Annotated in this window: 25 protein-coding genes and 1 pseudogene; 17 read left to right on the top strand and 9 right to left on the bottom strand. The window is 64.6% G+C overall.

Features of this window, described 5'->3' with window-relative positions; all coding sequences use genetic code 11:
• The first annotated feature begins 3 nt into the window (after nucleotides 1–3).
• Complete coding sequence (locus ACPPVR_RS18710; protein ID WP_426615629.1) at nucleotides 4–927, top strand: AEC family transporter; 924 nt, start codon at nucleotides 4–6, stop codon at nucleotides 925–927.
• Nucleotides 928–930: 3 nt separating this feature from the next.
• Here ACPPVR_RS18710 and ACPPVR_RS18705 read toward each other — a convergent pair whose 3' ends face one another.
• Together ACPPVR_RS18705 and ACPPVR_RS18700 are read right to left on the bottom strand one after the other, a co-directional pair.
• Nucleotides 931–1719, bottom strand: coding sequence for a CPBP family intramembrane glutamic endopeptidase (locus ACPPVR_RS18705; RefSeq protein WP_426615628.1), 789 nt, complete (start codon nucleotides 1717–1719; stop codon nucleotides 931–933).
• 21 nt (nucleotides 1720–1740) lie between these two features.
• The gene (locus ACPPVR_RS18700; RefSeq protein WP_426616135.1) at nucleotides 1741–2499 is read right to left on the bottom strand and encodes a M15 family metallopeptidase; all 759 of its coding nucleotides are present in this window, start codon (nucleotides 2497–2499) and stop codon (nucleotides 1741–1743) included.
• 215 nt (nucleotides 2500–2714) lie between these two features.
• Here ACPPVR_RS18700 and ACPPVR_RS18695 point away from each other — a divergent pair, with 215 nt between their 5' ends.
• The 4 genes from ACPPVR_RS18695 (at nucleotide 2715) to ACPPVR_RS18680 (ending at nucleotide 7062) form a co-directional block, all read left to right on the top strand.
• A complete protein-coding gene (locus ACPPVR_RS18695) occupies nucleotides 2715–3662 on the top strand; it encodes an aspartate carbamoyltransferase catalytic subunit (RefSeq protein WP_369723252.1) in 948 nt (315 codons plus the stop codon).
• Nucleotides 3663–3667: 5 nt separating this feature from the next.
• Nucleotides 3668–4969 (top strand): dihydroorotase, encoded by a 1302-nt coding sequence (locus ACPPVR_RS18690; RefSeq protein ID WP_426616134.1) that lies wholly within the window; start codon nucleotides 3668–3670, stop codon nucleotides 4967–4969.
• 89 nt (nucleotides 4970–5058) lie between these two features.
• Entirely contained in the window at nucleotides 5059–5655 is a 597-nt protein-coding gene (gene plsY, locus ACPPVR_RS18685) for a glycerol-3-phosphate 1-O-acyltransferase PlsY (RefSeq protein ID WP_426616133.1), read from the top strand.
• Nucleotides 5656–5865: 210 nt separating this feature from the next.
• Complete coding sequence (locus ACPPVR_RS18680; RefSeq protein ID WP_426615627.1) at nucleotides 5866–7062, top strand: patatin-like phospholipase family protein; 1197 nt, start codon at nucleotides 5866–5868, stop codon at nucleotides 7060–7062.
• Here ACPPVR_RS18680 and ACPPVR_RS18675 read toward each other — a convergent pair.
• Nucleotides 7054–8298, bottom strand: a complete 1245-nt coding sequence (locus tag ACPPVR_RS18675; protein WP_426615626.1) for an amidase — start codon at nucleotides 8296–8298, stop codon at nucleotides 7054–7056. The genes ACPPVR_RS18680 and ACPPVR_RS18675 overlap by 9 nt on opposite strands.
• 278 nt (nucleotides 8299–8576) lie before the next feature.
• On the opposite strand from ACPPVR_RS18675, the gene ACPPVR_RS18670 reads away from it, so the two are divergent.
• Both ACPPVR_RS18670 and dprA read left to right on the top strand, forming a co-directional pair.
• Nucleotides 8577–9002 (top strand): DoxX family protein, encoded by a 426-nt coding sequence (locus tag ACPPVR_RS18670; protein ID WP_426615625.1) that lies wholly within the window; start codon nucleotides 8577–8579, stop codon nucleotides 9000–9002.
• A 105-nt stretch (nucleotides 9003–9107) separates the two neighbouring features.
• Nucleotides 9108–10250, top strand: a complete 1143-nt coding sequence (gene dprA / locus ACPPVR_RS18665; protein WP_426615624.1) for a DNA-processing protein DprA — start codon at nucleotides 9108–9110, stop codon at nucleotides 10248–10250.
• On the opposite strand, the gene ACPPVR_RS18660 is transcribed toward dprA, so the two are convergent.
• Nucleotides 10247–10657: a winged helix-turn-helix transcriptional regulator gene (locus ACPPVR_RS18660; RefSeq protein WP_426615623.1), complete on the bottom strand. Its 411-nt coding sequence runs from the start codon at nucleotides 10655–10657 to the stop codon at nucleotides 10247–10249. The two genes, dprA and ACPPVR_RS18660, sit on opposite strands and share 4 nt — an antisense overlap.
• Before the next feature lie 83 nt (nucleotides 10658–10740).
• Between ACPPVR_RS18660 and ACPPVR_RS18655 the strand changes: the two genes are divergently transcribed.
• Entirely contained in the window at nucleotides 10741–11349 is a 609-nt protein-coding gene (locus tag ACPPVR_RS18655) for an FMN-dependent NADH-azoreductase (RefSeq protein WP_426615622.1), read from the top strand.
• Nucleotides 11350–11419: 70 nt separating this feature from the next.
• On the opposite strand, the gene ACPPVR_RS18650 is transcribed toward ACPPVR_RS18655, so the two are convergent.
• Both ACPPVR_RS18650 and ACPPVR_RS18645 read right to left on the bottom strand, forming a co-directional pair.
• A complete protein-coding gene (locus ACPPVR_RS18650; protein ID WP_426615621.1) occupies nucleotides 11420–11602 on the bottom strand; it encodes a hypothetical protein in 183 nt (60 codons plus the stop codon).
• A gap of 177 nt (nucleotides 11603–11779) precedes the next feature.
• Nucleotides 11780–12553 (bottom strand): SDR family oxidoreductase, encoded by a 774-nt coding sequence (locus tag ACPPVR_RS18645; RefSeq protein WP_426615620.1) that lies wholly within the window; start codon nucleotides 12551–12553, stop codon nucleotides 11780–11782.
• A 121-nt stretch (nucleotides 12554–12674) separates the two neighbouring features.
• Here ACPPVR_RS18645 and ACPPVR_RS18640 point away from each other — a divergent pair, with 121 nt between their 5' ends.
• Both ACPPVR_RS18640 and ACPPVR_RS18635 read left to right on the top strand, forming a co-directional pair.
• Nucleotides 12675–13145, top strand: a complete 471-nt coding sequence (locus ACPPVR_RS18640) for a winged helix-turn-helix transcriptional regulator (protein ID WP_426615619.1) — start codon at nucleotides 12675–12677, stop codon at nucleotides 13143–13145.
• A gap of 168 nt (nucleotides 13146–13313) precedes the next feature.
• Nucleotides 13314–13868, top strand: a complete 555-nt coding sequence (locus tag ACPPVR_RS18635) for a flavodoxin family protein (RefSeq protein WP_426615618.1) — start codon at nucleotides 13314–13316, stop codon at nucleotides 13866–13868.
• A gap of 129 nt (nucleotides 13869–13997) precedes the next feature.
• Here the strand turns inward: ACPPVR_RS18635 and ACPPVR_RS18630 are convergent, their stop codons facing one another.
• Nucleotides 13998–14237: a hypothetical protein gene (locus tag ACPPVR_RS18630; protein WP_426615617.1), complete on the bottom strand. Its 240-nt coding sequence runs from the start codon at nucleotides 14235–14237 to the stop codon at nucleotides 13998–14000.
• A gap of 228 nt (nucleotides 14238–14465) precedes the next feature.
• On the opposite strand from ACPPVR_RS18630, the gene topA reads away from it, so the two are divergent.
• The 4 genes from topA to ACPPVR_RS18610 are packed head-to-tail and all read left to right on the top strand — an operon-like array spanning nucleotide 14466 to nucleotide 20801.
• Nucleotides 14466–17216 carry a type I DNA topoisomerase gene (gene topA / locus ACPPVR_RS18625; protein ID WP_426615616.1) on the top strand — a complete coding sequence of 917 codons (2751 nt, stop codon included), beginning with the start codon at nucleotides 14466–14468 and terminating at the stop codon, nucleotides 17214–17216.
• Nucleotides 17217–17224: 8 nt separating this feature from the next.
• The gene (gene rnr / locus ACPPVR_RS18620) at nucleotides 17225–19585 is read left to right on the top strand and encodes a ribonuclease R (protein WP_426615615.1); all 2361 of its coding nucleotides are present in this window, start codon (nucleotides 17225–17227) and stop codon (nucleotides 19583–19585) included.
• A 2-nt stretch (nucleotides 19586–19587) separates the two neighbouring features.
• Nucleotides 19588–20019 (top strand): DUF983 domain-containing protein, encoded by a 432-nt coding sequence (locus ACPPVR_RS18615; RefSeq protein WP_426615614.1) that lies wholly within the window; start codon nucleotides 19588–19590, stop codon nucleotides 20017–20019.
• Nucleotides 20020–20051: 32 nt separating this feature from the next.
• Entirely contained in the window at nucleotides 20052–20801 is a 750-nt protein-coding gene (locus tag ACPPVR_RS18610) for an NUDIX hydrolase (RefSeq protein ID WP_426615613.1), read from the top strand.
• 27 nt (nucleotides 20802–20828) lie between these two features.
• On the opposite strand, the gene ACPPVR_RS18605 is transcribed toward ACPPVR_RS18610, so the two are convergent.
• Complete coding sequence (locus tag ACPPVR_RS18605) at nucleotides 20829–22187, bottom strand: metallophosphoesterase family protein (RefSeq protein WP_426615612.1); 1359 nt, start codon at nucleotides 22185–22187, stop codon at nucleotides 20829–20831.
• A gap of 73 nt (nucleotides 22188–22260) precedes the next feature.
• A complete protein-coding gene (locus ACPPVR_RS18600; protein WP_426615611.1) occupies nucleotides 22261–22803 on the bottom strand; it encodes a hypothetical protein in 543 nt (180 codons plus the stop codon).
• A 225-nt stretch (nucleotides 22804–23028) separates the two neighbouring features.
• Between ACPPVR_RS18600 and ACPPVR_RS18595 the strand changes: the two genes are divergently transcribed.
• From ACPPVR_RS18595 to ACPPVR_RS18585, 3 genes and pseudogenes are all read left to right on the top strand, one after another.
• Nucleotides 23029–24354, top strand: a complete 1326-nt coding sequence (locus ACPPVR_RS18595; protein ID WP_426615610.1) for an LLM class flavin-dependent oxidoreductase — start codon at nucleotides 23029–23031, stop codon at nucleotides 24352–24354.
• Between the two features lie 124 nt (nucleotides 24355–24478).
• Entirely contained in the window at nucleotides 24479–24646 is a 168-nt protein-coding gene (gene rpmG, locus ACPPVR_RS18590; protein ID WP_045008041.1) for a 50S ribosomal protein L33, read from the top strand.
• A 1209-nt stretch (nucleotides 24647–25855) separates the two neighbouring features.
• Nucleotides 25856–26662, top strand: a pseudogene (locus ACPPVR_RS18585) (tetratricopeptide repeat protein); the annotation flags it as partial.
• Between the last annotated feature and the right edge of the window lie 15 nt (nucleotides 26663–26677).

Here is a 26677-nt window from a genome sequence, read left to right as displayed (position 1 = left end):
TCCATGATCGTCGTGATCGCGGCGCTGCTGCCGGTCTTCATCCTCATCGTGCTCGGCGTCGTGCTCAGGCGCAGCCTGATGCGGCTCGACACGCAATGGCACGGGCTGGAGCGGCTGACCTATTTCGTGCTGTTCCCGATGCTGCTGATCCAGACGCTGGTGAAGGCCGACCTCACCAAGGTGCCGGTCGCAGGCGTCGGCGGTGCGCTGCTGCTCTCCGCGCTCGCAATGTCGCTGCTCTGCCTTGCGCTGCGCCCGGCGCTGGCGCGACTCGACATCGACGGCCCGGCCTTCACCTCGATCTTCCAGGGCGCGACGCGCTGGCAGACCTATGTGGCGCTGTCGGTCTCCGCCAACATGTTCGGCGACGTCGGGCTGGCGCTGGCCTCGGTCGCCATGGTCGCGATCATTCCGCTGGTCAACGTGTTCAGCGTCGCCGTGCTCGCGCACTACGCATCGCCGGAAAAACAATCCGCACGCGCGATCGTCATGACGGTGATCCGCAATCCCTTGATCTGGGCCTGCGCCATCGGCCTCTTCATCAACGTCATCCATTTGCCGCTGCCAAAGATCTGGCACGAGGTCGCCGACGCGCTCGGCCGTTCCTCACTCGCCATCGGCCTGCTCGTCACCGGCGCCGGTCTCCAGCTCAAGGGCCTGCTCCGCCCAAGCGTGAGCGCAACGCTCGGCGTGGCGTTCAAGCTGGTGCTGATGCCCGTGCTCGCGCTGGTGCTGGCCGCCTGGTTCGGCCTCTCCGGCGACAGCCTCGCCATCGTCGCGATCTGCGCGGCGGTGCCGACCTCACCCAGCGCTTACGTGCTGGCCCGCCAGATGGGCGGCGATGCGCCGCTGCTGGCGCAAATCATCACGCTGCAGACGATCTTGGCCGCGATCACGATGCCGATTGCGATCGCGCTGGTGGCGTAAGGGCTAACTCCCCAGCCACATCGTCAGCACCACGGCCGTCATGTTGTTCAGCGCATGCAGCGCGATCGTGAGCCAGAGCGAGTTGGCGCGATGGCGCATATAGCCGAACCAGACGCCGATCGAGAAGACTTCGGCGAGGAAGTACATGTCGTATTGCAGATGCACCGCCGTCCACACCAGTGACGACAGGATGATCGCGCCGGGCACGCGCAGGAAGCTCGCCGACCAACCGCGGAAGAGGAAGCCCCGCGCGAGAACTTCTTCCGACATCGGGGCGGCCACGCTGAAGGCGATCAGCAGCAACAGCGCGGCGCCCTTGTCGCGGCCCGATTTCAAGAGATCGGTCATGAAGCCTGGCGTCGCCTCGCGGCCCAGCGATCGCGATACCACCTCCCAGGCCAGCACGATCACGATGAGACCGACGGCACCGAACAGCAGCTGTTTCCAGGACGGCCAATGCAGCGCCAGATAATCGACGAAGGAGGCCTTCTTGATGCGGATGGCGAGCCACACCATTGCCAGCGTCGTGGGCAGACCCATGATCACCGACAGCGCCAGCGCCTGCGGCTCGCGGCCGACGAGCTGGATCGAGGCCATGTCGAAGGGAAGGCCGCGCAGCGCCACCAGCAGCAGGATCGCCCCGACCTGGCCGACGAACATCGCGATGAAGATGAGCAGGCCCCACAGCGCGGTGCCCCAGAATTTCCAGACGCGTGGCGCTACATTCGCGGGCGTCACGGTGAGCGGCGGATCATTGAAGACTTCGGGGGTCGCGAGGCTGGGCTCGGTCATGACGCTTTCCTGCGGCCGGAATCAGTTCCGCCGCGGCTGGATCGGGAAATCATAGGCCGCCCCGCCCGCCCCCGGCAGGGAAAAATGCCACCACTCCTTCGAATAGTTCACAAAGCCTTGCTTCGCCATCGCAGCGAGCAGCCGCTTGCGCCAGGCGCGCTGATCGGCCGTGATCGACGGTGCTGCCGTATGCCCCTTCGCGTCGGTGCAATCATAGCCGGTGCCCATGTCGACGCTGCCTTCCGGGATGCGCGCCTCGACCGGCGCGGTGCAGTCGGCATAGGTTTTTGACGGATCGGGCTTGGCGGAATTGTCAGCTTTGAGATCGACCAGCGTCAGGTCGAGCGCAGCACCGGTCGAATGCTGCGAGCGGCTCGCGATGTAGCCGAGGCGGAACAGCTCGGTCTTGGGGATCTTCGGATTGTAGCGCCGCTCGGCGGCGGTCTCGCGGCCGTTCTGCGACCACTTCACCATGTCGAGCGAGGCCCGCGCCGGCCGGTAGCAGTCGAACATCTTCAGCGACAGATTTTGCGCCGCCAGGTCTTGCTGAACGGTCTTCAGCCGCAACCCCACCTCCCGCTTCACCACGCACTCGCCCGCGCCGTAGCCGCTCATCGGACGGCCGATGAAATTGTTGGCACTGGCGTAGCGGATGTCCTGGATGATGCTGGGGTCGATGTCGCGCAAATAGACGAAGCCGCCGGGGAGCGATTGGGCTGAAGCAGATGAGGCGGTCGCGATCGCGATGATTGCCAATCGAATTGATTTCACGAGGTCCATCCACATCGTCATGGCCGGGCTTGTCCCGGCCATCCACGGCCTTTTTACGTCAAATGCGATAGAAGATCGTGGATGCCCGGGACAAGCCCGGGCATGACGGAGGCAGGTCAAGTTGGGCGCACCACACCGACAAGACCGACAGATCAGGGGATAACTCCCCGCCCCGGCATTGGCCCTTGCCCCCCCAGCCATCCCAGCCTATAGCTCTCGTTTTAATGACATCGAAATCGACCTTCGTCCTCGGCCACCGGCATTTGCTGGGCATCGAGGGCCTTTCCGCGGCCGACATCACCGGCCTCCTCGACCTGTCCGAAGAATATGTCGAGCTCAACCGCCAGGTTGACAAGAAGCGCACCGTCCTGCGTGGACGGACGCAGGTAAACCTGTTTTTCGAGGCCTCGACGCGGACCCAGTCCTCGTTCGAGCTCGCCGGAAAACGTCTGGGCGCCGACGTCATGAACATGTCGGTGTCCTCCTCGTCCATGAAAAAGGGCGAGACGCTGGTCGACACCGCCATGACGCTGAACGCCATGCACCCGGACATCCTGGTGGTGCGGCATCACGCCTCCGGCGCGGTGGAACTGCTGGCCCGCAAGGTTGACGGTTCCGTGATCAATGCCGGCGACGGCGCGCACGAGCATCCGACGCAGGCGCTGCTGGACGCGCTGACCATCCGCCGCAACAAGGGCCGGATCGAGGGCCTCGTGGTCGCGATCTGCGGCGATGTGCTGCATTCGCGCGTTGCCCGCTCCAACATCATCCTGCTCAACACCATGGGCGCGCGCGTCCGTGTGGTCGGCCCGACCACATTGCTGCCGCCGGGTCTCGAACGGATGGGTGTCGAAGTTGCGCGCGACATGCGCGAGGGGCTCAACGGCGCCGACATCGTCATGATGCTGCGGCTGCAGCGCGAGCGCATGAACGGCTCCTTCGTACCGTCAACCTCCGAGTACTTCCATTATTTCGGGCTTGATCAGAAGAAGCTCGCTTACGCCAAGCCTGACGCGCTGGTAATGCATCCCGGCCCGATGAATCGCGGCGTCGAGATCGACACTGCGGTCGCCGACGGCGCGCAATCGCTGATCCGCGAACAGGTGGAGATGGGCGTGGCCGTGCGCATGGCCGTGCTCGAAGCGCTCGCCCGCAACCTGCCGAACGCGTGATGCTCATGCTGACTGACCGCCGCCCCATCCTGCTCGCCAACGCCCGCGTCGTCGATCCCTCGCGGGATTTCGACGGCCCCGGCGACGTCCTGATTGCCGACGGAATCATCCGCGAGACCCGCCGCGGCATTGGAGCGGCCGGCGTCCCCGAGGGCACCGACGTCGTCAACTGCGCCGGCAAGATCGTGGCGCCCGGCCTGATCGACATGCGCGCCTTCGTCGGCGAGCCCGGCTTCAGCCATCGCGAGACCTTTGCGTCCGCGAGCCAGGCGGCTGCGACCGGCGGCATCACCACCATCATCTGCCAGCCCGATACCTCGCCCGTCATCGACAATTCGGCGACGGTGGACTTCGTGATGCGCCGCGCCCGCGACACCGCGATCGTCAACATCCAGCCGATGGCGGCGCTGACCAAGGGCATGCGCGGCGAGGAGATGACCGAGTTCGGTCTGCTCAAGGCCGCCGGCGCCATCGCCTTCAGCGACAGCGACAAAAGCGTGACCAATGCGCAGGTGATGCGCCGCGCGCTGACCTACGCCCGCGATTTCGACGCGCTGATCGTGCACTACACCGAGGATCCCGATCTCGTCGGCGAAGGCGTGATGAACGAGGGCGAGTTCGCGAGCCGGCTCGGCCTGGTGGGCATCCCGAACGCCGCCGAAGCCGTGATGCTGGAGCGCGACATGCGCCTCGTCGCGCTCACCGGCGGGCGCTATCACGCGGCGTCGCTGTCCTGCATCGACTCGCTCGAGGTCCTGAAGCGCGCCCGCGATGCCGGCCTCGCCGTCAGCGCCTCGGTCTCGATCAACCATCTTGCGCTGAACGAGAACGACATCGGCCCCTACCGCTCGTTCCTGAAGCTGTCGCCGCCGCTGCGCACCGAAGACGATCGCCGCGCGATGGTCGCAGCCGTCGCATCCGGCCTCGTCGACGTCATCATGTCCGACCACAATCCGCAGGACGTCGAGGTCAAGCGCCTGCCGTTCGCGGAAGCTGCCCCCGGCGCGATCGGGCTCGAGACCATGCTGCCCGCGGGCCTTCGCCTCGTGCACAATGACGAGCTCGACCTGAAGACGCTGATCCGGGCGATGTCGACCCGGCCGGCCGAGATCCTGGGCCTGCCCGGCGGAACCCTGCGCACCGGCGCCCCCGCGGATGTTATCGTGATCGACCCCGACGTCCCCTGGGTCGTCGATCCGGCCGAGCTCAAATCGCCCTGCAAGAATACGCCGTTCGACGAAGCCCGCTTTACAGGCCGCGTCGTGCGCACCATTGTCGGCGGGCGGACGGTTTACGAGCATGTCTAGGGTGACGGTTTCGGGCGTCGCCCCGTGCCATGACAACGCATCAAGGCGTGATCATGCGTGGCGTCGCAGTTCAGCATGGAGATGCCGTGATGGGGCTTGAAGCATTCCTGCCGGTGGCCTTCGTCATCGGCTACCTGCTCGGCTCGATTCCGTTCGGGCTGATTCTCACGAAGCTCGCCGGCACGCAGGATCTGCGCTCGATCGGCTCCGGCAGCATCGGCGCCACCAACGTGCTGCGCACGGGTCGCAAGGGCCTCGCCGCGGCAACGCTGCTGTTCGACGCGCTCAAGGGCACCGCGGCGGTGGTGATCGCCGGCTACATCGCCGGTCCCAATGCCGCGATGGTGGCAGGCCTCGGCGCCTTTCTCGGCCATCTCTTCCCGGTCTGGCTCAAGTTCAAAGGCGGCAAGGGTGTTGCCGTCTATATCGGCATCCTGCTCGGATTGTTCTGGCCCGCCGCAATCGTGTTCTGCGTACTCTGGTTGGCTACCGCCTTCACCACCCGCTATTCCTCGCTCTCGGCGCTGGTGGCGTCCTTCATCACACCGCTGTTCCTGTGGTGGTTCGGCCACCTCGCGCTCGCAGCGCTGGCCGTGGTGCTGACGCTGCTGCTGTTCTACGCGCATCGCGAGAACATCAAGCGCTTGCAATCGGGCAAGGAAAGCCGGATCGGCGAGACGGCGTAGAGCGTTTTCGAGCGAAGTGGATACCGGTTCGCGTCAAGAAAACGCGTCAAAACAAAATCTAAGGCCGGAAAAAGTACGAATACCGCCGCAGCGCCTCCGCATTATCTGCCAAATCTTGTTCGCAACTCGCGGCCGACTCACGGCAGGGTGGCGGACAAGTTCCACGCCTGTCATCCTGACAGCGGAAATGGCGTTAGGCGGTAGCTCAGAATGAGCGAGAAGATTGTCGGCGCGCATATCGAGGTTGGTTCGCAACGTGCTGCGCCTACCGCGGCAAGCCAGCTGCTCTCGGCAACGGACATCTGGTCTGGTGCGCCCTCGCCGCCTTCTGCTCCGAAGCCTACGCCTGTTTCACCGCCAGCGCCGCCCGCTCCCGTCGCGCAAGCGCCGGTCGAGGTCGTAACTGCGGTCGCGCGTGTCGCACGCGACCAAGTCGGCTCCGAGCAATGGCCGCCGAAAAAACTGTCGCTGGCGCTCCAGGGCGGCGGCACCTTTGCCGCCTTCACCTGGGGTGTGCTTGAGCGGCTCCTCGAAGAACCCTCGATCGAGATCGACACCGTCAGCGGCGCCAGCGCCGGCGCCATCAACGCGCTGCTGCTGACTTGCGGCCTCGCCGAAGGCGGCCGCGAAGGCGCTCGTTCGCGGCTGAACCGGTTCTGGGTCCGGCTGATGCACGAGGCCTCGTTCCGCTCGCTGATGCTGGTTGGCGGCTTCTCGCCGGCGGGAAGCTCGGTGGCGTTCGGGCCGACCTTGCGCTCCGGCCAGTTCGATCCATTCGATCTCGATCCGCTGCGGCAGGCGCTGTCGCGCGACATCAATTTTGCCGCGCTGCTCGATGCGAAATGCCCAAAACTGCTGATCGCGGCGACGCGGATTCGCGACGGGCAGCAGCAGATCTTTCGCAACGACGCCGTGACCACCGACGTCGCGCTGGCCTCGACCTGCCCGCCGCTGGTCCACTGCGCGGTGGAGATCGACGGCGAGGCCTATTGGGATGGCGGCAATCCGCCGCTGGTCAAGCTGGTGCAGGAAACGGCGGCGACGGACGTGCTGCTGGTCCAGGTCACGCCGACCCGGGACAGCTATGTGCCGATCACGCTCGCCGCGATCGACCGCCGGCTCGACCAGATCGCGGCCAATGCCGCCCTCAATGCCGAGATCGCGGCGATCGAATGGGCTCAGTCACACGCCGCGCCTTCGCTGCGGCTGTTCAAGATCGCGGCCGAAGACAGCGTTGACGGACTTGCGCAGCGCTCGTCCACCGATCTCGGCCGCGGCTTCATCCGCCTGTTGCACCGGAGCGGCCGCGAAGCCGCCGAGCGCTGGCTCGGGCAAAGTTCGAATGCGGCCACAACGCAGATCACATCGGACGATCGCGCTGTGTCAGCCGAACCCGCGCTAGCCTGATTTCGCCAGCGCATCCTCCAGGAACCACGCCGCTGCAAGCGCCCCGGGATCATTGCCGAAGCGCGCGATCACCTGCACGCCGATCGGCAGGCCACCGACCTTCAGCACCGGCACGTTGACACAAGGATTGCCCATCAGCGTCCAGAGCCGGTTGTAACGGGGCGAGCCGGTCGAGGCGAGCTCTTTGGCCGGCGCGGTGCCCGGCGCGGAATAGGTCAAGAGCACGTCGACGTTGTCGAACACGCCGCTGAGATCGCGGCGGCCATGGCGGCTGATCCGGCGTGCCTCGTCGTAGTCTTTCGGCGTCAGCCCGACCGTGGCATCGAGACTTTCGCGCAGCATCGGCGCGATCTCGTCGTGCCGCTCGGAAAACTCCCAGGCGAGTGCGCGATGCGCCTCAAAATCCTGGATGATGGGGTGGATACGCCAGGCTTCTTTCACCGTCTCGGGCAAGTCGATGGTCACAACGCTGGCGCCGGCGCGCTCGGCCGCCTTGATCGCGGCCTGCAAGCCCTGCTCTGCGGCCGGCTCGACGGCCTCGGCAAACTCCTGCCTGACCACGCCGATGCGCGGCGGCTTGGCCGGGCCGATGCCGGAGAATTCGGTGCGGCCGGTCATCGCCAAAAGTCCGCGCGCGAGATCCTCGGCGCGGGCGCCGAACAGACCGACCGTGTCGAGCGCCCATGAGTAGCATTTGACGCCGATGGTCGGCAGCATGCGGAACGACGGCTTGATCGCGGCAGCGCCGCAATAGGCCGCCGGCCGGATCACCGAGCCACCGGTCTGGGTGCCCAGCGCCAGCGGGATCATGCCGGCGCCGACAGCTGCGGCCGAGCCCGAAGACGAGCCGCCCGGCGTATGGCCGAGGTTGTGCGGATTGAGCGTCGGCGTCGGATCGCGCGAGGCGAACGCGGTCGTCGTGGTCTTGCCGATGATGGTGGCGCCGGCCCGCTTCAGCATCATCACGACCGGCGCGTCCGCGCGCGGCTGCCAGCCGCGATAGATCTGCGAGCCCATCTCGGTCGGGAAATCGGCGGTGTCGATGATGTCCTTGATACCGACTGCGATGCCGCGCAGCGGGCCCGAGACTTGTGCCTTGGCCGACTTGTCATGACGGACGAAGGCGTGGACGTCCTTCTCTTTCGCCTCGATTGCCGCGTGCGATTGAGCGATGGCTGCGTCGGGCGAGAGCTCGCCGCTATCGATGCGGCGCTGGAGGTCGGCAAGTGAGATCATGGCAGTACCCTTCTTATTGCCATCGCTTTTAGCATCGGGACGAGGTCGCGCAAGCGCACGTGGACGCGGCCGATCCATGAGTGGAATCGAGAGAAATCAGCGGTTCGACCAGAGCATTCGTCACCGCGGGCGCCACACCGAAAGGATCAAAAATGGAAACGGTGACTTTCAACCATTTCTATTTCGGTCGCAATTCGATCGGGCCAGTTTGAGGACACGACAAAGGGCCTTGCGGCGCACCGCCACCGGACCTCAACCCAAGCACAGGAGCGACTACCATGGATACGACCCGTTATGCTTCCCTCGTTGGCCGGCTGCTGATCGGCCTCCCATTCGTGTTGACTGGCTTCGGCAAGCTCACCGCTTATGGTGCGACGACCGCTTACATCGCCTCTGCCGGATTGCCGGTGCCCCCGTTGGCCTATGCGATCGCAGTGCTCGTCGAACTCGGCGGCGGTCTCCTGCTGATCGCAGGCTATCAGGCCCGGTCGGTCGCGCTGGCGCTCGCCATCTTCTCGCTCGCCGCGGCAGCCGCGTTCCACAACAACTTTGCCGACCAGAACCAGATGATCCATTTCCTCAAGAACGTGATGATGGCAGGCGGCCTGCTTCAGATCTTTGCCTTCGGCGCCGGCGCGCTCAGTCTTGACGCTCGCGTCTCGCGTGGCGGTGTCGGCGTCGCTCAGGCGGCGCACGCTCGCTGAGCGGACAAGTTCGCGGAAGACCCGTCGACCGCGGCGGGTCTTCCGGCACTATATTGAAGCCCAATCAAACACACGCCGCCATTGCCCACGCCCTCTGGTTGTTCCATGCTGCATCCACAAGGAGACGCCGTGGACGCCATCAATCCGAGTGTGGAGCTGAGCGAAGCTGACAGGATCGACCGCCTGCGGCTGATCCGCTCCGACAATGTCGGGCCGCGCACCTTCCGGTCGCTGGTCGATCATTTCGGCACCGCGCGGGCCGCGCTGGAGCGGCTGCCTGATCTGGCGCGCCGCGGTGGCGCGGCGCGATCGGGGCGTATCCGTAGCGCGGATGAAGCGAAGGCCGAGCTCGCCGCGAGCCGCAAGTTTGGCATCGCCTGGCTCGCGCCCGGCGAGGATGGCTATCCGGATCGGCTGGCAACGCTCGACGACGCGCCGCCCCTGCTCGCCGTGCGCGGCGACACAAAAACCTTGATGCGGCCGATGATCGCGATCGTCGGCTCGCGCAACGCGTCCGGCGCCGGCTTGAAGTTTGCCGGCCAGCTCGCGCGCGAACTCGGCGAAGCCGGCTTTGTCATCATCTCGGGGCTGGCGCGCGGCGTCGACCAGGCCGCACATCGCACGAGCGTCGAAACCGGCACGATCGCCGTGCTCGCCGGCGGCCATGACTGCATCTATCCGCCCGAGCATGGCGATCTGCTCACAGCGATCCTCGACCACAAGGGCGCTGCGATCTCCGAAATGCCGCTCGGCCATGAGCCGCGCGCCCGCGATTTCCCGCGCCGCAACCGGCTGATCTCGGGTGCCTCGCTCGGCGTGGTCGTGGTTGAGGCGGCGCATCGCTCGGGCTCGCTGATCACTGCGCGCATGGCCGCCGAACAGGGCCGCGAGGTGTTTGCAGTCCCCGGCTCGCCGCTCGATCCGCGCGCCGCCGGCACCAATGATCTGATCAAGCAGGGCGCAACGCTCGTCACGGAAGCTGCCGACGTCATCAACGCAGTCGCACCGATCATGGAGCGGCCGTTGATGCACACCGCCGGCGAGCCCGACAGCGAACCGTTCGAGAGCGATCCGCAAGGGCATGACCGCGACCAGATCACGAGCCTGCTCGGCCCCACACCGATCTCGATCGACGATCTCGTGCGGATGTCCGGCGCCTCGCCTGCGATCGTGCGCACGGTGCTGCTGGAGCTCGAACTCGCCGGCCGGCTCGAACGCCACGGCGGCGGTCTTGTCTCGTTACTTTAAGGGGTGTTGCGCTCGTCGAACCGCGTGCGCGCCGCCGCGATCTGCTCCTGATGCGCGATCGCCCACTCGCCGAGCGCCTTCACCGGCAGCTGGAGCCCGCGGCCGAGATCGGTCAGCTCGTAATCGACGCGCGGGGGAATGGTCGGGAAGATCGTGCGCGTGACGAGGCCGTCGCGCTCCAGCCCACGCAAGGTCAGGGTCAGCATCCGCTGCGAGATGCCGTTGATCATGCGCTTGAGCTCATTGAAGCGCTTTGGCCCGTCGCTGAGCATCATGATCACGAACACGCTCCATTTGTCGCCGACGCGCGCCAGGATCGAGGCGACGCCGCGGCAGTCGGAATGGTCGCGATCCGGCATCGGCGTGGCAGGTAAATCGATGTGTGCAGGTCTCAAAGATGTGCCCATGGCTCAAAAAAGTGCGTTCTTGCGGGGATTTCGGTAGTCACTCATGTAGTGCAGGTTACAAATCTATACCATGGGTGACCCAAATGAAACTCCTCCATATCGACTCCAGCGTGCTCGGCCCCCACTCCGTCTCCAGGCAGGTTTCCGCCGCCATCGTCGACCGGCTGCGGCAGGCAACCCCGTCGCTCGACCTGGTCTATCGCGACCTGACCCAGACCCCGCTTGCCCATCTCTCCGGCTCGCACCTCGCGGCCGCGCAGGGTGCACCCGCGCCTGCGGAGCTCGGCCCCGACCTTGCCGCAAGCGCAGCGGTGCTGAACGAGTTCCTCGCTGCCGACATCGTCGTGCTCGGCGCGCCCATGTACAATTTCACCATCCCGAGCCAGCTCAAGGCGTGGATCGATCGCGTTCTGGTGGCGGGCAAGACGTTCAAATATGGCACGAACGGGCCGGAGGGCCTTGCCGGCAGCAAGCGCGTGATCTTGGCGATCTCGCGTGGCGGCTATTACGGCGCGGGCTCACCCGCCGCATCGCTCGAACATCTCGAAACCTATCTGCGCGGCGTGTTCGCGTTCATGGGCATCACCAATCCGGAGTTCATCATCGCCGATGGCATCCAGGTTGGTCCCGAGCATCGCGAGAAGTCGCTCGCGAACGCGCTCCAGGCGGCAACGAACCTGCGCGCGGCCTAAAAGCCACGCCGACTTCATCAGCCGCCAAACTGCCTGCGGCGGCTGATGGACCGGCGGACGTACCGTGCAGCTAAAGCCACACGCCCTGCATGCCGAGGATCACGGCGACGAGGGAAACGAACAGGCCGATACAAGAGAACAACGCGACCGCCACGAACTCTGAACTGTCGGAGCGCTTCGCAGGTATGGCGGATCGTTCGGTGTAAATAGGCGGTGCTGAAATCGGTGAAAAAATACGTGCTGCCTTTGGCATAACGGGTTCCCTTAAATGGGTGGTCTTATGACCCCGGCCTATAAAAAGGTCTTGGCAGCACGCGCGAAGGTTCAACGCATCACGCAAGCTTCAGAAAATACATCTCGCCAGATGCGGGAACCGGCCGGCGCAACCTGCCTCTGGCGCGCCGACCGATTCAATTTTCGCAAACGTCGATCAACCGCGATAGATCGGCGCACCGCTTGGCGAGGCTACCGCGCCGCCGTCGACGAAGATCTCCTGGCCCTGAATGTGCGCGGCATCGTCAGAGGCGAGGAACAGCACCGTCTTCGAAATGTGATCTGGTTCACCAATGCGGCCGAGCGGCGTCGTCAGCGCGATGCGCTTCTCGAACGCCTTCTCCGCCTCGGGTGTTGCGATCGCGGCGCCCCAGATCGGCGTGCGGATCGCACCGGGCGCGACCACGTTGACGCGGATGCCCCGCGGAGACAGTTCCGAGGCCATGATCCGCGCCATCGCGCGCACGCCGGCTTTCGCCGCGCCATAGGCGGAATAGCCGGGAATGCCGAGCACGGAGATCACCGAACCGTTGAGGATGATCGAGGCGTTGTCGTTGAGATAGGGCAGCGCCGACTGCACGGTGAAGAACACGCCGGTCAGGTTGGTGCTGATCACCTTCTCGAACACCTCGAGCGTCGCCGATCCCAGCGGCGTGCCGCCGGGGATGCCGGCATTGGCGAACACAATGTCGAACTTGCCGAATTTCTCGGCGCCCTTCTTGATTGCAGCTTCGGTCGCGGCGATGTCGGTGGCATCGGCAACGAGCGCGAGCCCGTTCGGCCCAAGCTCCTTCGCGGCCGCCGCCAACGTCTCCTTGTTGCGCCCGGTGATCACCACCTTGGCGCCTTCTGCGACGAACAGTTTTGCCGTCGCCAGACCAATGCCGCTGTTGCCGCCGGTGATCAGTGCCGTCTTGTTCTTGAGCCTCACGCTCGCCTCCAGTGGTTGCATAATGAAACTACACTTGCCATCTAGGGCATATGGTTTTATGATGCAACCACACAAGCGCGTGATCGGCGCCGGGATCCGGCAAACGTAGCGGGACGACACGATGGTGAAACGAACGAGCTTCGAGGGCGACAGCTGTCCGGTTGCACGATCGCTGGAGGCGATCGGCGACTGGTGGTCGCTGCTGATCATCCGCGAGGCACTGCTCGGCGTCCGCCGCTTCGGCGAATTCCAGAGCAAGCTCGGCATGGCGAAGAACATCTTGGCCGCACGGCTGCGCGCGCTTGTCGACCACGGCATTCTGGCAACCGCCCCCGCCTCCGACGGCAGCGCCTATCAGGAATATGTGTTGACGCCGAAAGGCCGCGGCACCTTCCCGATCCTGGTCGCGCTCCGGCAATGGAGCGAGCAGTTCGATGATCACCCCGAGGAGATCGCGACCATTTTGGTCGATCGCGAGAAAGGCCGCCCGGTGCGGACGCTGGAGTTACGAGCGGCGGATGGGCGGTTGCTCAGTCAGGCGGAGACCACGCTGAAGCTGCGGCGAGCGCCGCGCCAACGGTCGGCGGTATAAAGCCCGAATTGCCGCCACGCCGACATTGCGAGCGCAGCGAAGCAATCCAGACCGTCACCGCGGAGGGATTCTGGATTGCTTCGCTGCGCTCGCAATGACTGCGTGGAGGGACTTGTACAAACTATCGCCGGCGTCAAAGATGGCGAGACACCCCAGAGCGGCACCATCATGCCCCTGCTCGCCGTCGTCTATTTTTCCATCTCCGGCACCACCGAACAGCTGGCGCATGCGGTCGCGCGCGGCGCGGCCGGGATGACGGAGATCGCACTTTGTCGCATCAACGGCGACGACATTGTGTCAGGCCGCTTCCAGAACGAGACCTTCTTGGAGACCATTGACCGCGCCGGAGCGGTCGCATTTGGCAGCCCGACTTACATGGGCGGACCAGCGGCCCAATTCAAAGCCTTTGCTGACGCTTCAAGTGACCGATGGAGCCAGCAGCGATGGGCCAACAAGGTCGCAGCCGGATTCACCACGGGTGCCTGCGCGAGCGGCGATCAACTCCACACGTTGAGCTACTTTTCGATTCTGGCTGCGCAGCACGGCATGCTCTGGTGCGGACTTGATATTCCGGGTGGGGAGGATCCGAGTGGCCGTAATCGTTTGGGCAGCCAGCTTGGCCTGGCGACACACTTGATCGACGGCGCGTTGCCGCAGAGTGATTTGAGCACTGCCGAATATCTCGGCCAACGATTGGCCAGGATGGCTGATCGCAACAGCTAACCACACCCGTCGTTGAAAGCGCAGCGAAGCAATCCAGAATCCCACCGCGGAAAGACTCTGGATTGCTTCGCTGCGCTCGCAATGACGGGGTTGATGCAGCGTGCCCTACCCTAGCGCCGCCGCAAGCCCCTACGACAGCTTGCGCTTCGTCCGCAGCCGCAGATGCTCATCGGCCTCGAGCTGCGTCATGCCCAGGAGATAATGCAGCACGTCCAGCTTGTGCCGCTCGGCAAGCTTGCGCAACGCGGTGACCTGCTCGGCGATGAAGGCAACCGCCTCATCCGCCCCGCCCTCTCCCGGTTCCTCGTTGCGCGAGCGCCCCTCCGCGCCTGATGCGGCGCGCGCCCGTCTCTTTCCTGGCTTTGCCACCAGAACCCCATCCGAATCCATGCCCCGCGGAAACATTACGCTGACATCGATCGCAACTCCAAGGTGGTATTTTGCAACTTTCTCGATATGAAACTTTTCCCATTCCGCGGCCTTTCAACACCCTTCGATTTGACACCGGGGGCCTCACCACCCATGTTCGGGTCGAAACGGCCGACCCGAATCTTATCGAATTCGGCCCCAAATTCTCCCGTAAGTCACTGGAACTACATGAATATCGTCATTGTGGAGTCGCCGGCGAAAGCCAAGACGATCAACAAGTATCTGGGCTCGTCCTACGAGGTTCTGGCCTCGTTCGGCCATGTCCGGGACTTGCCGGCGAAGAACGGTTCCGTCGATCCAGACGCCAATTTCAAGATGATCTGGGAGATCGACCCCAAGGCGGCCGGCCGGCTCAATGACATCGCCAAGTCCCTGAAGGGTGCCGACCGCCTGATTCTCGCCACCGACCCTGATCGCGAGGGCGAGGCCATCTCGTGGCACGTGCTGGAGGTGTTGAAAGAGAAGCGCGCGATCAAGGACCACAAGATCGAGCGCGTGGTGTTCAACGCGATCACCAAGCAGGCGGTCACGGAAGCCATGAAGCATCCGCGCCAGATCGACGGCGCGCTGGTGGACGCCTACATGGCGCGCCGCGCGCTGGACTATCTGGTCGGCTTCACGCTCTCGCCCGTGCTGTGGCGCAAGCTGCCGGGCGCCCGCTCGGCCGGCCGCGTGCAGTCGGTGGCGCTGAGGCTCGTCTGCGACCGCGAGCTTGAAATCGAAAAATTCGTTGCGCGCGAATATTGGTCGCTGATCGCGACCTTGCTTACGCCGCGCGGCGATGCGTTCGAGGCGCGCCTCGTCGGCGCCGACGGCAAGAAGATCCAGCGGCTGGACATCGGCACCGGCGCCGAAGCCGAGGACTTCAAGAAAGCGCTCGAAACGGCCGCTTACGCGGTGACCTCAGTTGACGCAAAGCCGGCCCGCCGCAATCCGCAGGCGCCCTTCACGACCTCGACGCTCCAGCAGGAAGCCAGCCGCAAATACGGCTTTGCGCCGGCGCACACGATGCGGATCGCGCAGCGCCTGTATGAAGGCATCGACATCGGCGGCGAGACCACCGGACTCATTACTTATATGCGTACCGACGGCGTGCAGATCGATCCGTCCGCGATCACCCAGGCGCGCAAGGTGATCGGCGAGGATTACGGCAACGCCTATGTGCCGGACGCCCCGCGCCAGTACCAGGCCAAGGCCAAGAACGCGCAGGAAGCCCACGAGGCGATCCGCCCGACCGACATGTCGCGCCGCCCCGACAGCATGAGCCGCAAGCTCGATTCCGATCAGGCGAGGCTCTACGAGCTGATCTGGAAGCGCACCATCGCGAGCCAAATGGAATCGGCGGAACTCGAGCGCACCACGGTCGACATCACGGCGAAGGTCGGCGGGCGTACGCTGGACTTGCGCGCCACCGGCCAGGTTGTGAAGTTCGACGGCTTCCTCGCTCTTTATCAGGAAGGCCGCGACGACGAGGAAGACGAGGACTCCCGCCGCCTGCCGGCGATGGGTTCGGGCGACGCGCTCAAGCGGCAGTCGCTCGCCGTCACCCAGCATTTCACCGAGCCGCCGCCGCGCTTCTCCGAGGCCTCGCTGGTCAAGCGCATGGAAGAGCTCGGCATCGGCCGGCCCTCGACCTACGCCTCGATCCTCCAGGTCCTGAAGGACCGCGGCTACGTCAAGCTGGAGAAGAAGCGCCTGCACGGCGAGGACAAGGGCCGCGTCGTGGTCGCGTTCCTCGAAAGCTTCTTTGCCCGCTACGTCGAATACGACTTCACCGCCAATCTGGAAGAGCAGCTCGACCGCGTCTCCAACAACGAGATCTCCTGGCAGCAGGTGCTGAAGGATTTCTGGAGCGGCTTCATCGGCGCCGTCGACGAGATCAAGGATTTACGCGTCGCGCAGGTGCTTGATGTGCTCGACGACATGCTGGGGCAGCACATCTATCCGCCCCGGACCGACGGCGGCGATATCAGGCAGTGCCCGAGCTGCGGCAACGGCCGGCTCAATCTGAAGGCCGGCAAGTTCGGCGCCTTTGTCGGCTGCTCGAACTATCCGGAATGCCGCTACACCCGCCAGCTCGCCGCCGACGGCGAAGCCAGCGCCGACCGCTCGCTCGGCCAGGATCCCGACACCGGTCGCGACGTCTGGGTCAAGGCCGGCCGGTTCGGCCCCTACATCCAGCTCGGCGAGCAGAAGGATTACGCGGAAGGCGAGAAGCCGAAGCGCGCAGGCATCCCGAAGGGCACCTCGCCCGGCGATGTCGAGCTCGAGCTTGCGCTAAAGCTGCTGTCGCTTCCGCGCGAGATCGGCAAGCATCCGGAAACCGGTGAGCCGATCACCGCCGGCCTCGGCCGCTTCGGGCCATTCGTGAAGCACGAGAAGACCTACGCCAGCCTCGAGGCCGGCGACGAAGTCTTCGACATTGGCCTCAACCGCGCGGTGACGCTGATCGCCGAGAAGGTTCTGAAGGGCCCGAGCCGCCGTTTCGGCGCCGATCCCGGCAAGGCGATCGGCGACCATCCGACGCTCGGCACCGTCACCGTGAAGAGCGGCCGTTACGGCGCCTACGTCACCGCGGGCGGCGTCAACGCGACGATCCCCGCCGAGTTCGAAAAGGACACCGTCACGCTGCCGCAGGCGATCGCATTGATCGACGAGCGCGCGGCCAAGGGTGGCGGCAAGCCCAAGAAGGCCGCCAAGCCGGCGAAGAAGGCGAAGGCAGCCAAGTCCGGCGATGACGCCGCGCCAAAACCTAAGAAACCGGCCGCGAAGAAAGCCGCGGCCAAAACCAAATCCGAATCCACCAGCAAGGCGCGCGCAGCCGTGTCGTCGACCGCCAAGACTTCAGCAGTCAAGACGTCGCCGACCAAGGCGTCCGCCGCCAAAGCTCCGGCCAAGAAGAGCGCCGGCACGACTTAAGAGGTTAAGTGAAACGCAAGAATGACCATGGCTTTCCCGACAGGGCAGCCATCGTCGCCTTCATCAAGGCAACCCCGGGAAAGGTCGGGACCCGCGAAATTGCGCGCGAGTTCGGCCTGAAGAACGCCGATCGCATCGAGCTCAAGCGCATGCTGCGCGAGCTCGCCGACGACGGCACCGTCAAGAAGAAACGCCACACCATTTCAGAGCCGGACAGCCTGCCGTCGACACTGGTCGCCGACATCACCGGCCGCGACCCTGACGGCGAGCTGATCGCCGCCCCCACCGAATGGGACGAGGTCGAAAGCGGCGAGCCGCCAAAAATCCTCATCGCCATGCCGCGCCGGCCAAAGCCCGGCACCGCGGCCGGCGTCGGCGACCGCGCGCTGCTGCGCGTCGAGCGTTCGGATGAGACCGAAGGTCCGGCCTATCGCGGCCACATCATCAAGGTCTTCGACAAGACCAAGAGCCGCATCCTCGGCGTCTTCCGCAGCCTGCCCGAAGGCGGCGGACGGCTGATCCCGGTCGACAAGAAGTCCGCCGACCGCGAGCTGAACATAGCCGCGGCCGAGGCACACGGCGCGCAGGACGGTGATCTCGTCAGCGTCGACATCGTCCGCTCGCGCGGCTTTGGGCTGGCCTCGGGCCGGGTCAAGGAGAAGCTCGGCTCGGTCAAGTCGGAGAAGGCGATCAGCCTGATCGCGATCTACGCCCACGACATCCCGCTGCAATTCTCCCCCGCCGCCGAGCGCGAGGCGGAAGCCGCTGAGCCGGCCAACCTGAAGGGACGCGAGGACTGGCGCGACGTGCCGCTCGTCACCATCGATCCGCCGGATGCCAAGGATCACGACGACGCGGTGCACGCGCAGCCCGATCCCGATCCGAACAACAAGGGCGGCTTCATCGTCGACGTCGCCATCGCCGACGTCAGCTTCTACGTGCAGCCGGGCACCGCGCTCGACCGCAATGCCCTCGACCGCGGCAATTCGGTCTATTTCCCCGACCGCGTCGTGCCGATGCTGCCCGAACGCATCTCCAATAATCTCTGCTCGCTGGTGCCGGGCGAGCCCCGCGGCGCGCTCGCGGTGCGGATGATCATTGCGCCTGACGGGCGCAAGCGCTCGCACAGCTTTCATCGCATCCTGATGCGTTCGGCGGCCAAGCTGAACTACGCGCAGGCGCAGGCCGCAATCGACGGCCGGCCAGACGACACCACCGGCCCCCTGCTCGATCCGATCCTGAGGCCACTCTACGCCGCCTATGCCTGCGTCAAGCGCGCCCGCGACGAGCGCGATCCGCTCAATCTCGATTTGCCCGAGCGCAAGATCCTGCTCAAGAGCGACGGCACGGTCGACCGCGTCATCGTCCCCGAGCGGCTGGACGCGCACAAGCTGATCGAAGAGTTCATGATCCTCGCCAACGTCGCGGCGGCGGAAATGCTCGAGAAAAAATCGCTGCCGCTGATCTACCGCGTGCATGACGAGCCGACGCTGGAAAAGGTCCACGCGCTCGCGGAGTTTTTGCAGACACTCGACGTCCCCTTCGCCAAGGGCGGCGCGCTGCGCCCTGCTTTGTTCAATCGCGTGCTGGCGCAACTCGAGGGCCATGATCACTTCCCGCTGGTCAGCGAAGTCGTGCTGCGCGCGCAGGCGCAGGCCGAATATTCCTCGGAAAATTACGGTCATTTCGGCCTGAACCTGCGCCGCTACGCGCATTTCACCTCGCCGATCCGCCGCTATGCCGACCTCGTCGTGCATCGCGCGCTGGTTCGCGCGCTCGGCCTTGGTGAAGGCGCCCTGCCCGATAGCGAAACGCCGGAAAGTCTCGGCGAAGTCGCCGCTCACATCTCGGTGACCGAGCGGCGCGCGATGAAGGCGGAGCGCGAGACCGTCGACCGGCTCATCGCGCATCATCTTGCCGATCGCATCGGCTCCAGCTTCCAGGGCCGCGTCTCCGGCGTCACGCGCGCCGGCCTGTTCGTCAAGCTCGCGGAGACCGGCGCCGACGGCCTGATCCCGATCAGGTCCCTTGGCACGGAATATTTCAACTATGACGAGGGCCGCCACGCTCTCGTCGGCACGCGCAGCGGCACCATGCATCAGCTCGGTGACGTCGTTGACGTCCGCCTGATCGAAGCAGCTCCCATCGCAGGTGCACTGCGCTTCGAGCTGCTGTCGTCGTCCGGCGAGACCGCGCCGCGGGGCCGCAGGTCATCTGGTCCGCAACGCCGCCCCTCGTTCAAGGCGCATCCCGGACGCAGTCCGTCGAAGAAGCACAAGCCGGCGAAGCAGAAGAAGCCAGGCAAGGGCAAGAAGACCCAAGGAAAGAACAAGGGGAAAGGCAGCGGCCAAAAAGGTAAGGCGTGGTAACGATGAACACAGTCCCAAAAGTCTGGACGCGCGAGACCGGCCTCATCGAGAAGCGCGACCTCTGGGTTGCGATGAGACGCGGCCTTCGCGGCCGCTGCCCGCGCTGCGGCGAAGGAAAACTGTTCCGCGCCTTTCTGAAGACGGCGGACAATTGCTCGGTCTGCGGCCTCGACTTCACGCCGCATCGCGCCGACGATTTGCCCGCCTATCTCGTGATCGTCATCGTCGGCCACATCACCGTGCCGACCATCCTCTGGATCGAGACCAATTACACGACGCCGGGCTGGCTCACCTTCGCCGCCTATCTGCCCTTCACCTTCTTCGCCTCGCTGGGGCTGCTGCAGCCGGTCAAGGGCGCCGTGGTCGGATTGCAATGGGCTCTGCGCATGCACGGGTTTGACGACAGCCCGCCGGATGGTATTCCGCCGGTGTAAGCAAAATAAACAAAAGCGGTTTGGGTGAGGACATGACGGATATTGCGCAGGACGAAAAGGCGAAGGTCCACGATCAGAAGGAAGCTGATCACCATCCCTATTTCCGCCCCCGGGATGCGGCGACGCTGATCCTGGTCGATCGCAGCGGCGCGATTCCAAAAGTGCTGGTCGGCAGGCGCCACGACAAGGTGGTGTTCATGCCCGGAAAATTCGTCTTCCCGGGCGGCCGCGTCGACAAGGCCGACTATCGCGTCCCGGTCGCAGCCCCCATCACGACCGAGCTGGAATCAAATCTGGCCAAGGGCAGCCCGAAGACGCCGCCCTCACGCGCAAAATCGCTCGCTATCGCCGCAATCCGCGAGGCCTGCGAGGAGACCGGCCTCTGCCTCGGCCGCAAGGCTGAGGGCAAGGCGCCCAAGCTCGAGGGCAACTGGCAGCCGTTCGCGGATGCCGGCCTGCTGCCCGATCCGTCCAGCCTGTTCCTGATCGCGCGCGCGATCACCCCGCCCGGCCGCGTCAAGCGGTTCGACACGCGCTTCTTCACCGCGGATGCCTCCGCGATCACCCATCGCGTCGACGGCGTGATCCATGCGGATGCGGAGCTGGTCGAGCTGGTCTGGGTCGAGCTCGGCTCAAAGCCGCTCGCCGATTTGCATCCGATGACCCGCAACGTGCTCAACGAGCTCGACACGCGCCTTGCCACCGGCCCGCTCCGCCACGATGCGCCGGTGCCGTTCTACCATTTCTACGCCGGCAAGATGCAGAAGGATATTTTGAGCTGAGCCGGTTCCCGGCTTCTCGGAGCCCGCTCACGCGATCAGCAAACGCAGCGCCGCACCTCTGAAGGCGCGGTCTTCGCTGCCGTCTTGTCCGTGGCCGATCGCCCAGTGCCGGGGCCACGAAAGCTGCTCCAGCCCTTGCGCCGACGCAGAGGTGAAAGACGACCAACGGTGAGAGTCGTGATGGCGGTACAGAAGACCGCCGGGACCCATATCCGGATAGATCGTGACGTGAATATCGAAACCAGCGCCTGCTGGAAGATTAGGTCCAAACCAATAGGACGGACTGCGCCCCGGCTGACGGCCTACGATGGCTGTCAGAGTTTGCTTCGGTCCCCGGAGCCCGAGCCAGAACGGCGCGATCGAACCAGGCGCGAAGGCCGTCAAAATCGTCTGGGCGGGCGCGACATCGGTCGCTGCGCTTTGCCCCACCAGTCTCAGCTCGATCCGGTGTCCGCTCTTCACATGGCCGCCAAACGGCGCTTCGACATCTCCGAGCGGCAGCTCTCTCCACCGGGCGGGATCAGGATCTGGCAACGGCCATTCCATCCTCTCCCTGACGACGCCGCCGAGATCGAGCACCTGATAGCGCAGGCCCTCCTCGTCGAGCGCGGCCTGTATGCAATGCAGATACTCGACGCCTTCCGGCATCCTGTGAGCCGTTCCCGCGCCCGCAGTGCAAATCTGCAGGACACCGCGATGCGCCTGCACATCGAAGGCGAGGATATGGCTGCACAGATAGGCAAGCACGTTTTCGTTGACCAGGATGTCCCAAAACGGACGCGCGTATTCGTGGCCGATCTCGCGTTGATACGTCCCCGTAAAGCCGTTGACGGGAAACACCGGGTGATGGCCAAGGACGAGCTTATGTCGGGCATCGCCATGGTCTCTGAGCGTTGCTTCCAGCCACGCGAGCTCGACATGGCCCTCGCCGCCCAGGCCGCTCCAGAGCGTGTTGATGAACACCATCAGGAGGTCGCCGCGCCGCACGAAGTAAGAGAGACCAGCTTGCCCCGGCGGCCCATTGTCCGGGAGGTCCAGCACGGCGCGAAACACCGTCTCGCTCATCACGTCGTAGGTCGTGTGATTGCCGGTCGTGTGCCACATCGGAATGGCCGCACGGTCGAGCCATGCCATTTCCGTGTCCAGCCAATATCGCCATTGCGCGCGCAGCGCGTCCGGATCGGGCGTCAGTCCGATGATTTCATCACCTGGAAAGACGATGAATTCGGGCTGCGGTCTCAGGCGTTGAACGACCGCGTTGACCGAGGCGAACGTCTGTTCGTGCGGTGCACCCGGCACGCCCGAGCAGGAGTCGCCATACAGGAGAAATTGATGGCCCTTGCCGCGCGATAGAATCGCGGGAATGGAATTATTGGCGGAGGTCATGGCCTTCCATTGCGGTGATCAGCCGCGAGGATGGCAATTTCCGGACCGGGTAGCAACAGGTCGTGGCTGGACCTTAATCAGGATCCGGCTCGGTGCCGACATAGTCGCGTGCCGGAAGTTTCAGCGCTCGCCCGAGCTCGTTTGCGACTTGGTTGGCTTCATCGCGTTTGGTGAAGCTCATCAGCGCGATCGGCTCCGTGCCCCTGTTGCCGCAGAGATTGACGTCATAGCTCGTCAGTTGCGGGTCGCAGTCGTCGGTGATGCTGATGAAGTGATAATCGGCCAGATCACGCGCGGAGCGAATGTTCAGCGGGCCAAACTGCCTGGTGATCACGATCTGGCGCAGCGTCTCGTTGAGGACGACGAAGTAGCGAAACGTGAGCAGGATCATGCCGGGAATGCCGACGAGCAGCCCGAGGCCCGTGAACACCAGCACCGGCACGAGATCGTCGGCGAGGCGCCCGAAGCCGGAAAAATCCTGACGCAGGCCGAGGGCGACGTTCCAGAGCAGATAGGCACTTGCCGCCAAGAGCGGCAGCGACAGCAACCGGCCGATCCAGGGCATCGGCCGGTCGATGCGGACGATGCCGCCGTCTACTGTCATTGCGCCTGCCATGTCGGGTTTCCCTGGGGTTCATGGCTTGGTCGGATCAAGCGGCGGATTGGTTCGAGGCCCCTCTCCCCGTCATTCCGGGGCTGGCCGCTGGCGGGGCGCCCCGGAACGACGCGAATGTGCTGAGCGCGCCGCGAAAAACGAAAAAATCTTCCCGCCGCTCCCAATGGCGGAGTTCCGGGGCGTGCCTATGTGTTCTTCAACAATACCCAGAACGGATACGGGGCGATGGCACAACGGCAACTCAAGCTTGGCGCGTTCATGCGCCCGATCAGCATCCACACCGGCGCCTGGCGCTATCCGGGGGCCTGGCCGGACGCCAATTTCAACTTCGGCCACATCAAGACGCTGATTCAGAAGCTCGAGGCCGGCAAGTTCGACGCCTTCTTCATGGCCGATCACCTCGCCGTGCTGAACATGCCGATCAATGCACTCAAGCGCAGCCACACGGTGACGTCGTTCGAGCCGTTCACGCTGCTGTCGGCGCTCTCGGCCGTCACCGAGCGGATCGGCTTGATCGCGACGGGCTCGACCACCTTCGACGAGCCCTATCATGTCGCGCGGCGCTTCGCCTCGCTTGACCATCTCAGCGGCGGTCGTGCGGGCTGGAACATCGTCACCACCTCGAACCCGGATGCGGCGCTGAATTTCGGCCTCGACGACCACATGGAGCACGCCGAGCGCTACAAGCGCGCCCGCGAATTCTACGATGTCGTCACCGGCCTGTGGGATTCCTTCGCCGACGACGCCTTCGTCCGCGACGTCGAGACCGGCTTGTTCGTCGATCCTTCGAAGATGCATGTGCTCGACCACAAGGGCCAATATCTCAAGGTGCGCGGTCCCCTCAACATCGCCCGCCCCGTGCAGGGCTGGCCGGTGATCGTGCAGGCCGGCGCGTCCGAAGACGGCAGGCAGCTCGCGGCGGAGACGGCGGAAGCCGTGTTCACCGGCGGCGGCAGTCTCGCTGACGGCCAGAAGCTTTATGCCGACATCAAGGGCCGCATGGAGAAGGTCGGCCGCGATCCTGATCACCTCAAGATCCTGCCGGGCGCCTTCGTTGTGGTCGGCGACAGCGTCGACGAGGCCAAGGAAAAGCGCGCGCTGCTCGACAGCCGCGTGCACTACGACAGCGCCATCGCCTCGCTCTCCGTCATCCTCGGCACCGACGCCTCCGGCTTCGACCCGGATGGCCCACTCCCCGAAATCCCCGAGACCAACGCCAGCAAGAGCGGCCGGCAGCGCATGGTCGACATCGCGGCCCGCGACAAGCTCACGGTGCGCCAGCTCGCCCAGCGCGTGGGCGGCTACGGCGGGCTCGCCTTCGTCGGCACGGCCAAAACCATCGCCGACCAGATGGAGGAATGGCTGGTCGGGCGCGGCTCCGACGGCTTCAACATCATGTTCCCGTTCCTGCCCGCCGGCCTCGACGATTTCGTCGACAAGGTGGTCCCGGAGCTCCAGCGCCGCGGGATTTTCCGCAAAGAGTATGAAGGGCCCACTTTGAGGGAGAATCTGGGCCTACCGCGCCCGAAAAACCGGTTCTTCGAGGCCTAATGGGCCCGGTTTGAGTGGTTTTCCGGCCCTAAAACCTTGACATCAGGCGGTTTCTGGCTAGGTTGCCGGCCAACGCGGGCCGTTTGGCCGGCTCCAGATTCCCTAATTTTCAGAGGTCCTGAACATGGCCAAAGCGGTCACCATCAAGGTCAAGCTCGTGTCCTCGGCTGACACCGGCTTCTACTACGTCGCCAAGAAGAATTCGCGCACCATGACCGACAAGCTGGTCAAGAAGAAGTACGACCCGGTCGCGCGCAAGCACGTCGAATTCCGCGAATCCAAGATCAAGTAAGATCGCGGGATAAGCTACGGACTTTGACGGGGCCCTCGCGGCCCCGTTTTTATTTTGGGCCTCCTCGCGTGTCCTCGGGGCAACGTACGGCGCACGAGACCGAAGTTGACGCGCTACGCTCGCAATGACGATGTGTGGCCGACAGCAATGCTCCCCCTCGTGTTCCGGACGCACCGTTGCGCTTAGCGATGCGCTACGTGCACACGAGGCATCGCCAGCGATCAATCCGCGAGACACAACATCAACCCTTGGTTGCTCAACCAAGAATGTATGTTACCGTGAACTTCCCGGGACGGCATTTCCGGCCCGGATTTGGGAGGTCATGTCATGAGATTGTCGTCAGGCTATGTCGTGCCGTCAGCCATCGCAGCCTTGTCAACCGTCCTGCTGTGCGGCCCGGCCGCGTCGCAGATTCCAGCAGGCTCCACCGCCACACTCCCCTCCGTCACGGTCGACGCGCCGAAGCAGGCGGCAAGACCACCCAAGCCGGAACGCGCGGCAAGCACGGGCGGATCTCGCCGTACATCGTCAACCGATCGAACCGCGTCGTCAGCCACACGGACGCCTTCGTATGCGCCGGGTTCTGTGATGGGGCGGATTACCAGCCTGGAGAAAGTCGCGAGCAGCTGCAACGGTGGCTGTGCATCAAGTTTCCCACACGGCAAGGATCCCTGGGTTGGATGTAGCGAGTCGGGCGGCGGCCTGAACTATGGACCTCTCTCGCCAACGTGCCGAGACACCATCACCCACACATCCTACGAGAATTGCGTCGAGACGAAGGTGTTCCTGGGCGAGTTTCGAAACAGAGCCCACTGGTTTTGCAGCAGCCTGCAGGCCGGCAACAGGTTTAAGGTCGCAGACCTCAATCGGTCGGGACGTCCGCGTTAGTCCCTCACGACGGCGCTACGCCGATCGTCCTTTGTCATCCCCGCGCAACGGCGAAGCCGTTGTCGCTGGAGGTGCGAACCGTGCGATGCAAGCATCGCGCGGGGAGCCTCGAGGGATGAGCGGCCCCCAAGCAGCAGCACCGCCTCTCCACCTCAGGGTGACGGGGCAATATCCGCTTCATGCTCCTGCGTTGACGCAAGTAAGCCCAAGCCTCACGCAAGCAAGCGCAAGCCTCGGCTACGCTGTCGCGCTCAACGCGTCGACGCGATTCCGAGAATCGTCTAGCGATGCAGGCGGGCTTTGGATCATTTTCATCCGTTCATGAATCGCAGAGAGCGCCGGGTCGCGGCCAAACAATCCGGAAAAGTGACGCCCGCAGCGCTCTGCCAGGCTGGCTTCGCGCATTTCCAATCGGGACGAATTGCCGAGGCTGAGCTGTGTTGCCAGCAAGCGCTGACGCTGGACGAGCAGCACCCGGATGCCCTCCATTTGTTGGGCGTGCTCTGTTTTCAGGCGCAGCAGCATGACGCCGCCGCGGAATGGATCGGGCGCGCCATCAAGCAGGCACCGAAGGCAGAGTACCTCCTCAGTCTCGCCACGGTGCTGGAGCGGCAGGGTCAGCTTGAAGAAGCACGGCGACACTACAGCCAGGCCTTGATCCTCAAGCCGCAGGATGCGGGTCTCTGGAATCACCTCGGCAATCTGCTCTGGCAACTCGCGCACAGGGACGAGGCTGTGCTGCACTTGCAGCAGGCGTTGAAACTGCATCCGCAATATTGGGAGGCCGCGCATAATTGCGGCATGCTGCTGCTTGAACTCGGCCGGCATGCGGAAGCCCTGGAAAGCCTGGACGTCGCCGAGAAGCTGAATCCAAATTCCGCAGCTCTGTATCAAATGCGCGCCGTTTGCCTCTCGAAGGTCGACCGGTTCGAGGAAGCGCAGGTCGACTACGAGAAGTCCATTGCGCTGGATCCGAGCCTCGCGGAGACGCACAACAATCTCGGCCTGCTTCATTGGAGATTTGGTCGGCTGGAACAGGCATTCGCCTGCTTCGATCGGGCGCTGGCACTTCGGCCGGATTTCCATGCCGTGCTCAACAACAAGGCCGTGGTCTTGTTGCATCTGCAATTGCTGGATGAAGCT

It is taken from the genome of Bradyrhizobium sp. McL0616 (assembly GCF_049993385.1).
Classification (GTDB): Bacteria; Pseudomonadota; Alphaproteobacteria; order Rhizobiales; family Xanthobacteraceae; genus Bradyrhizobium.
This window is presented reverse-complemented; position numbering and strand designations above follow the sequence as displayed.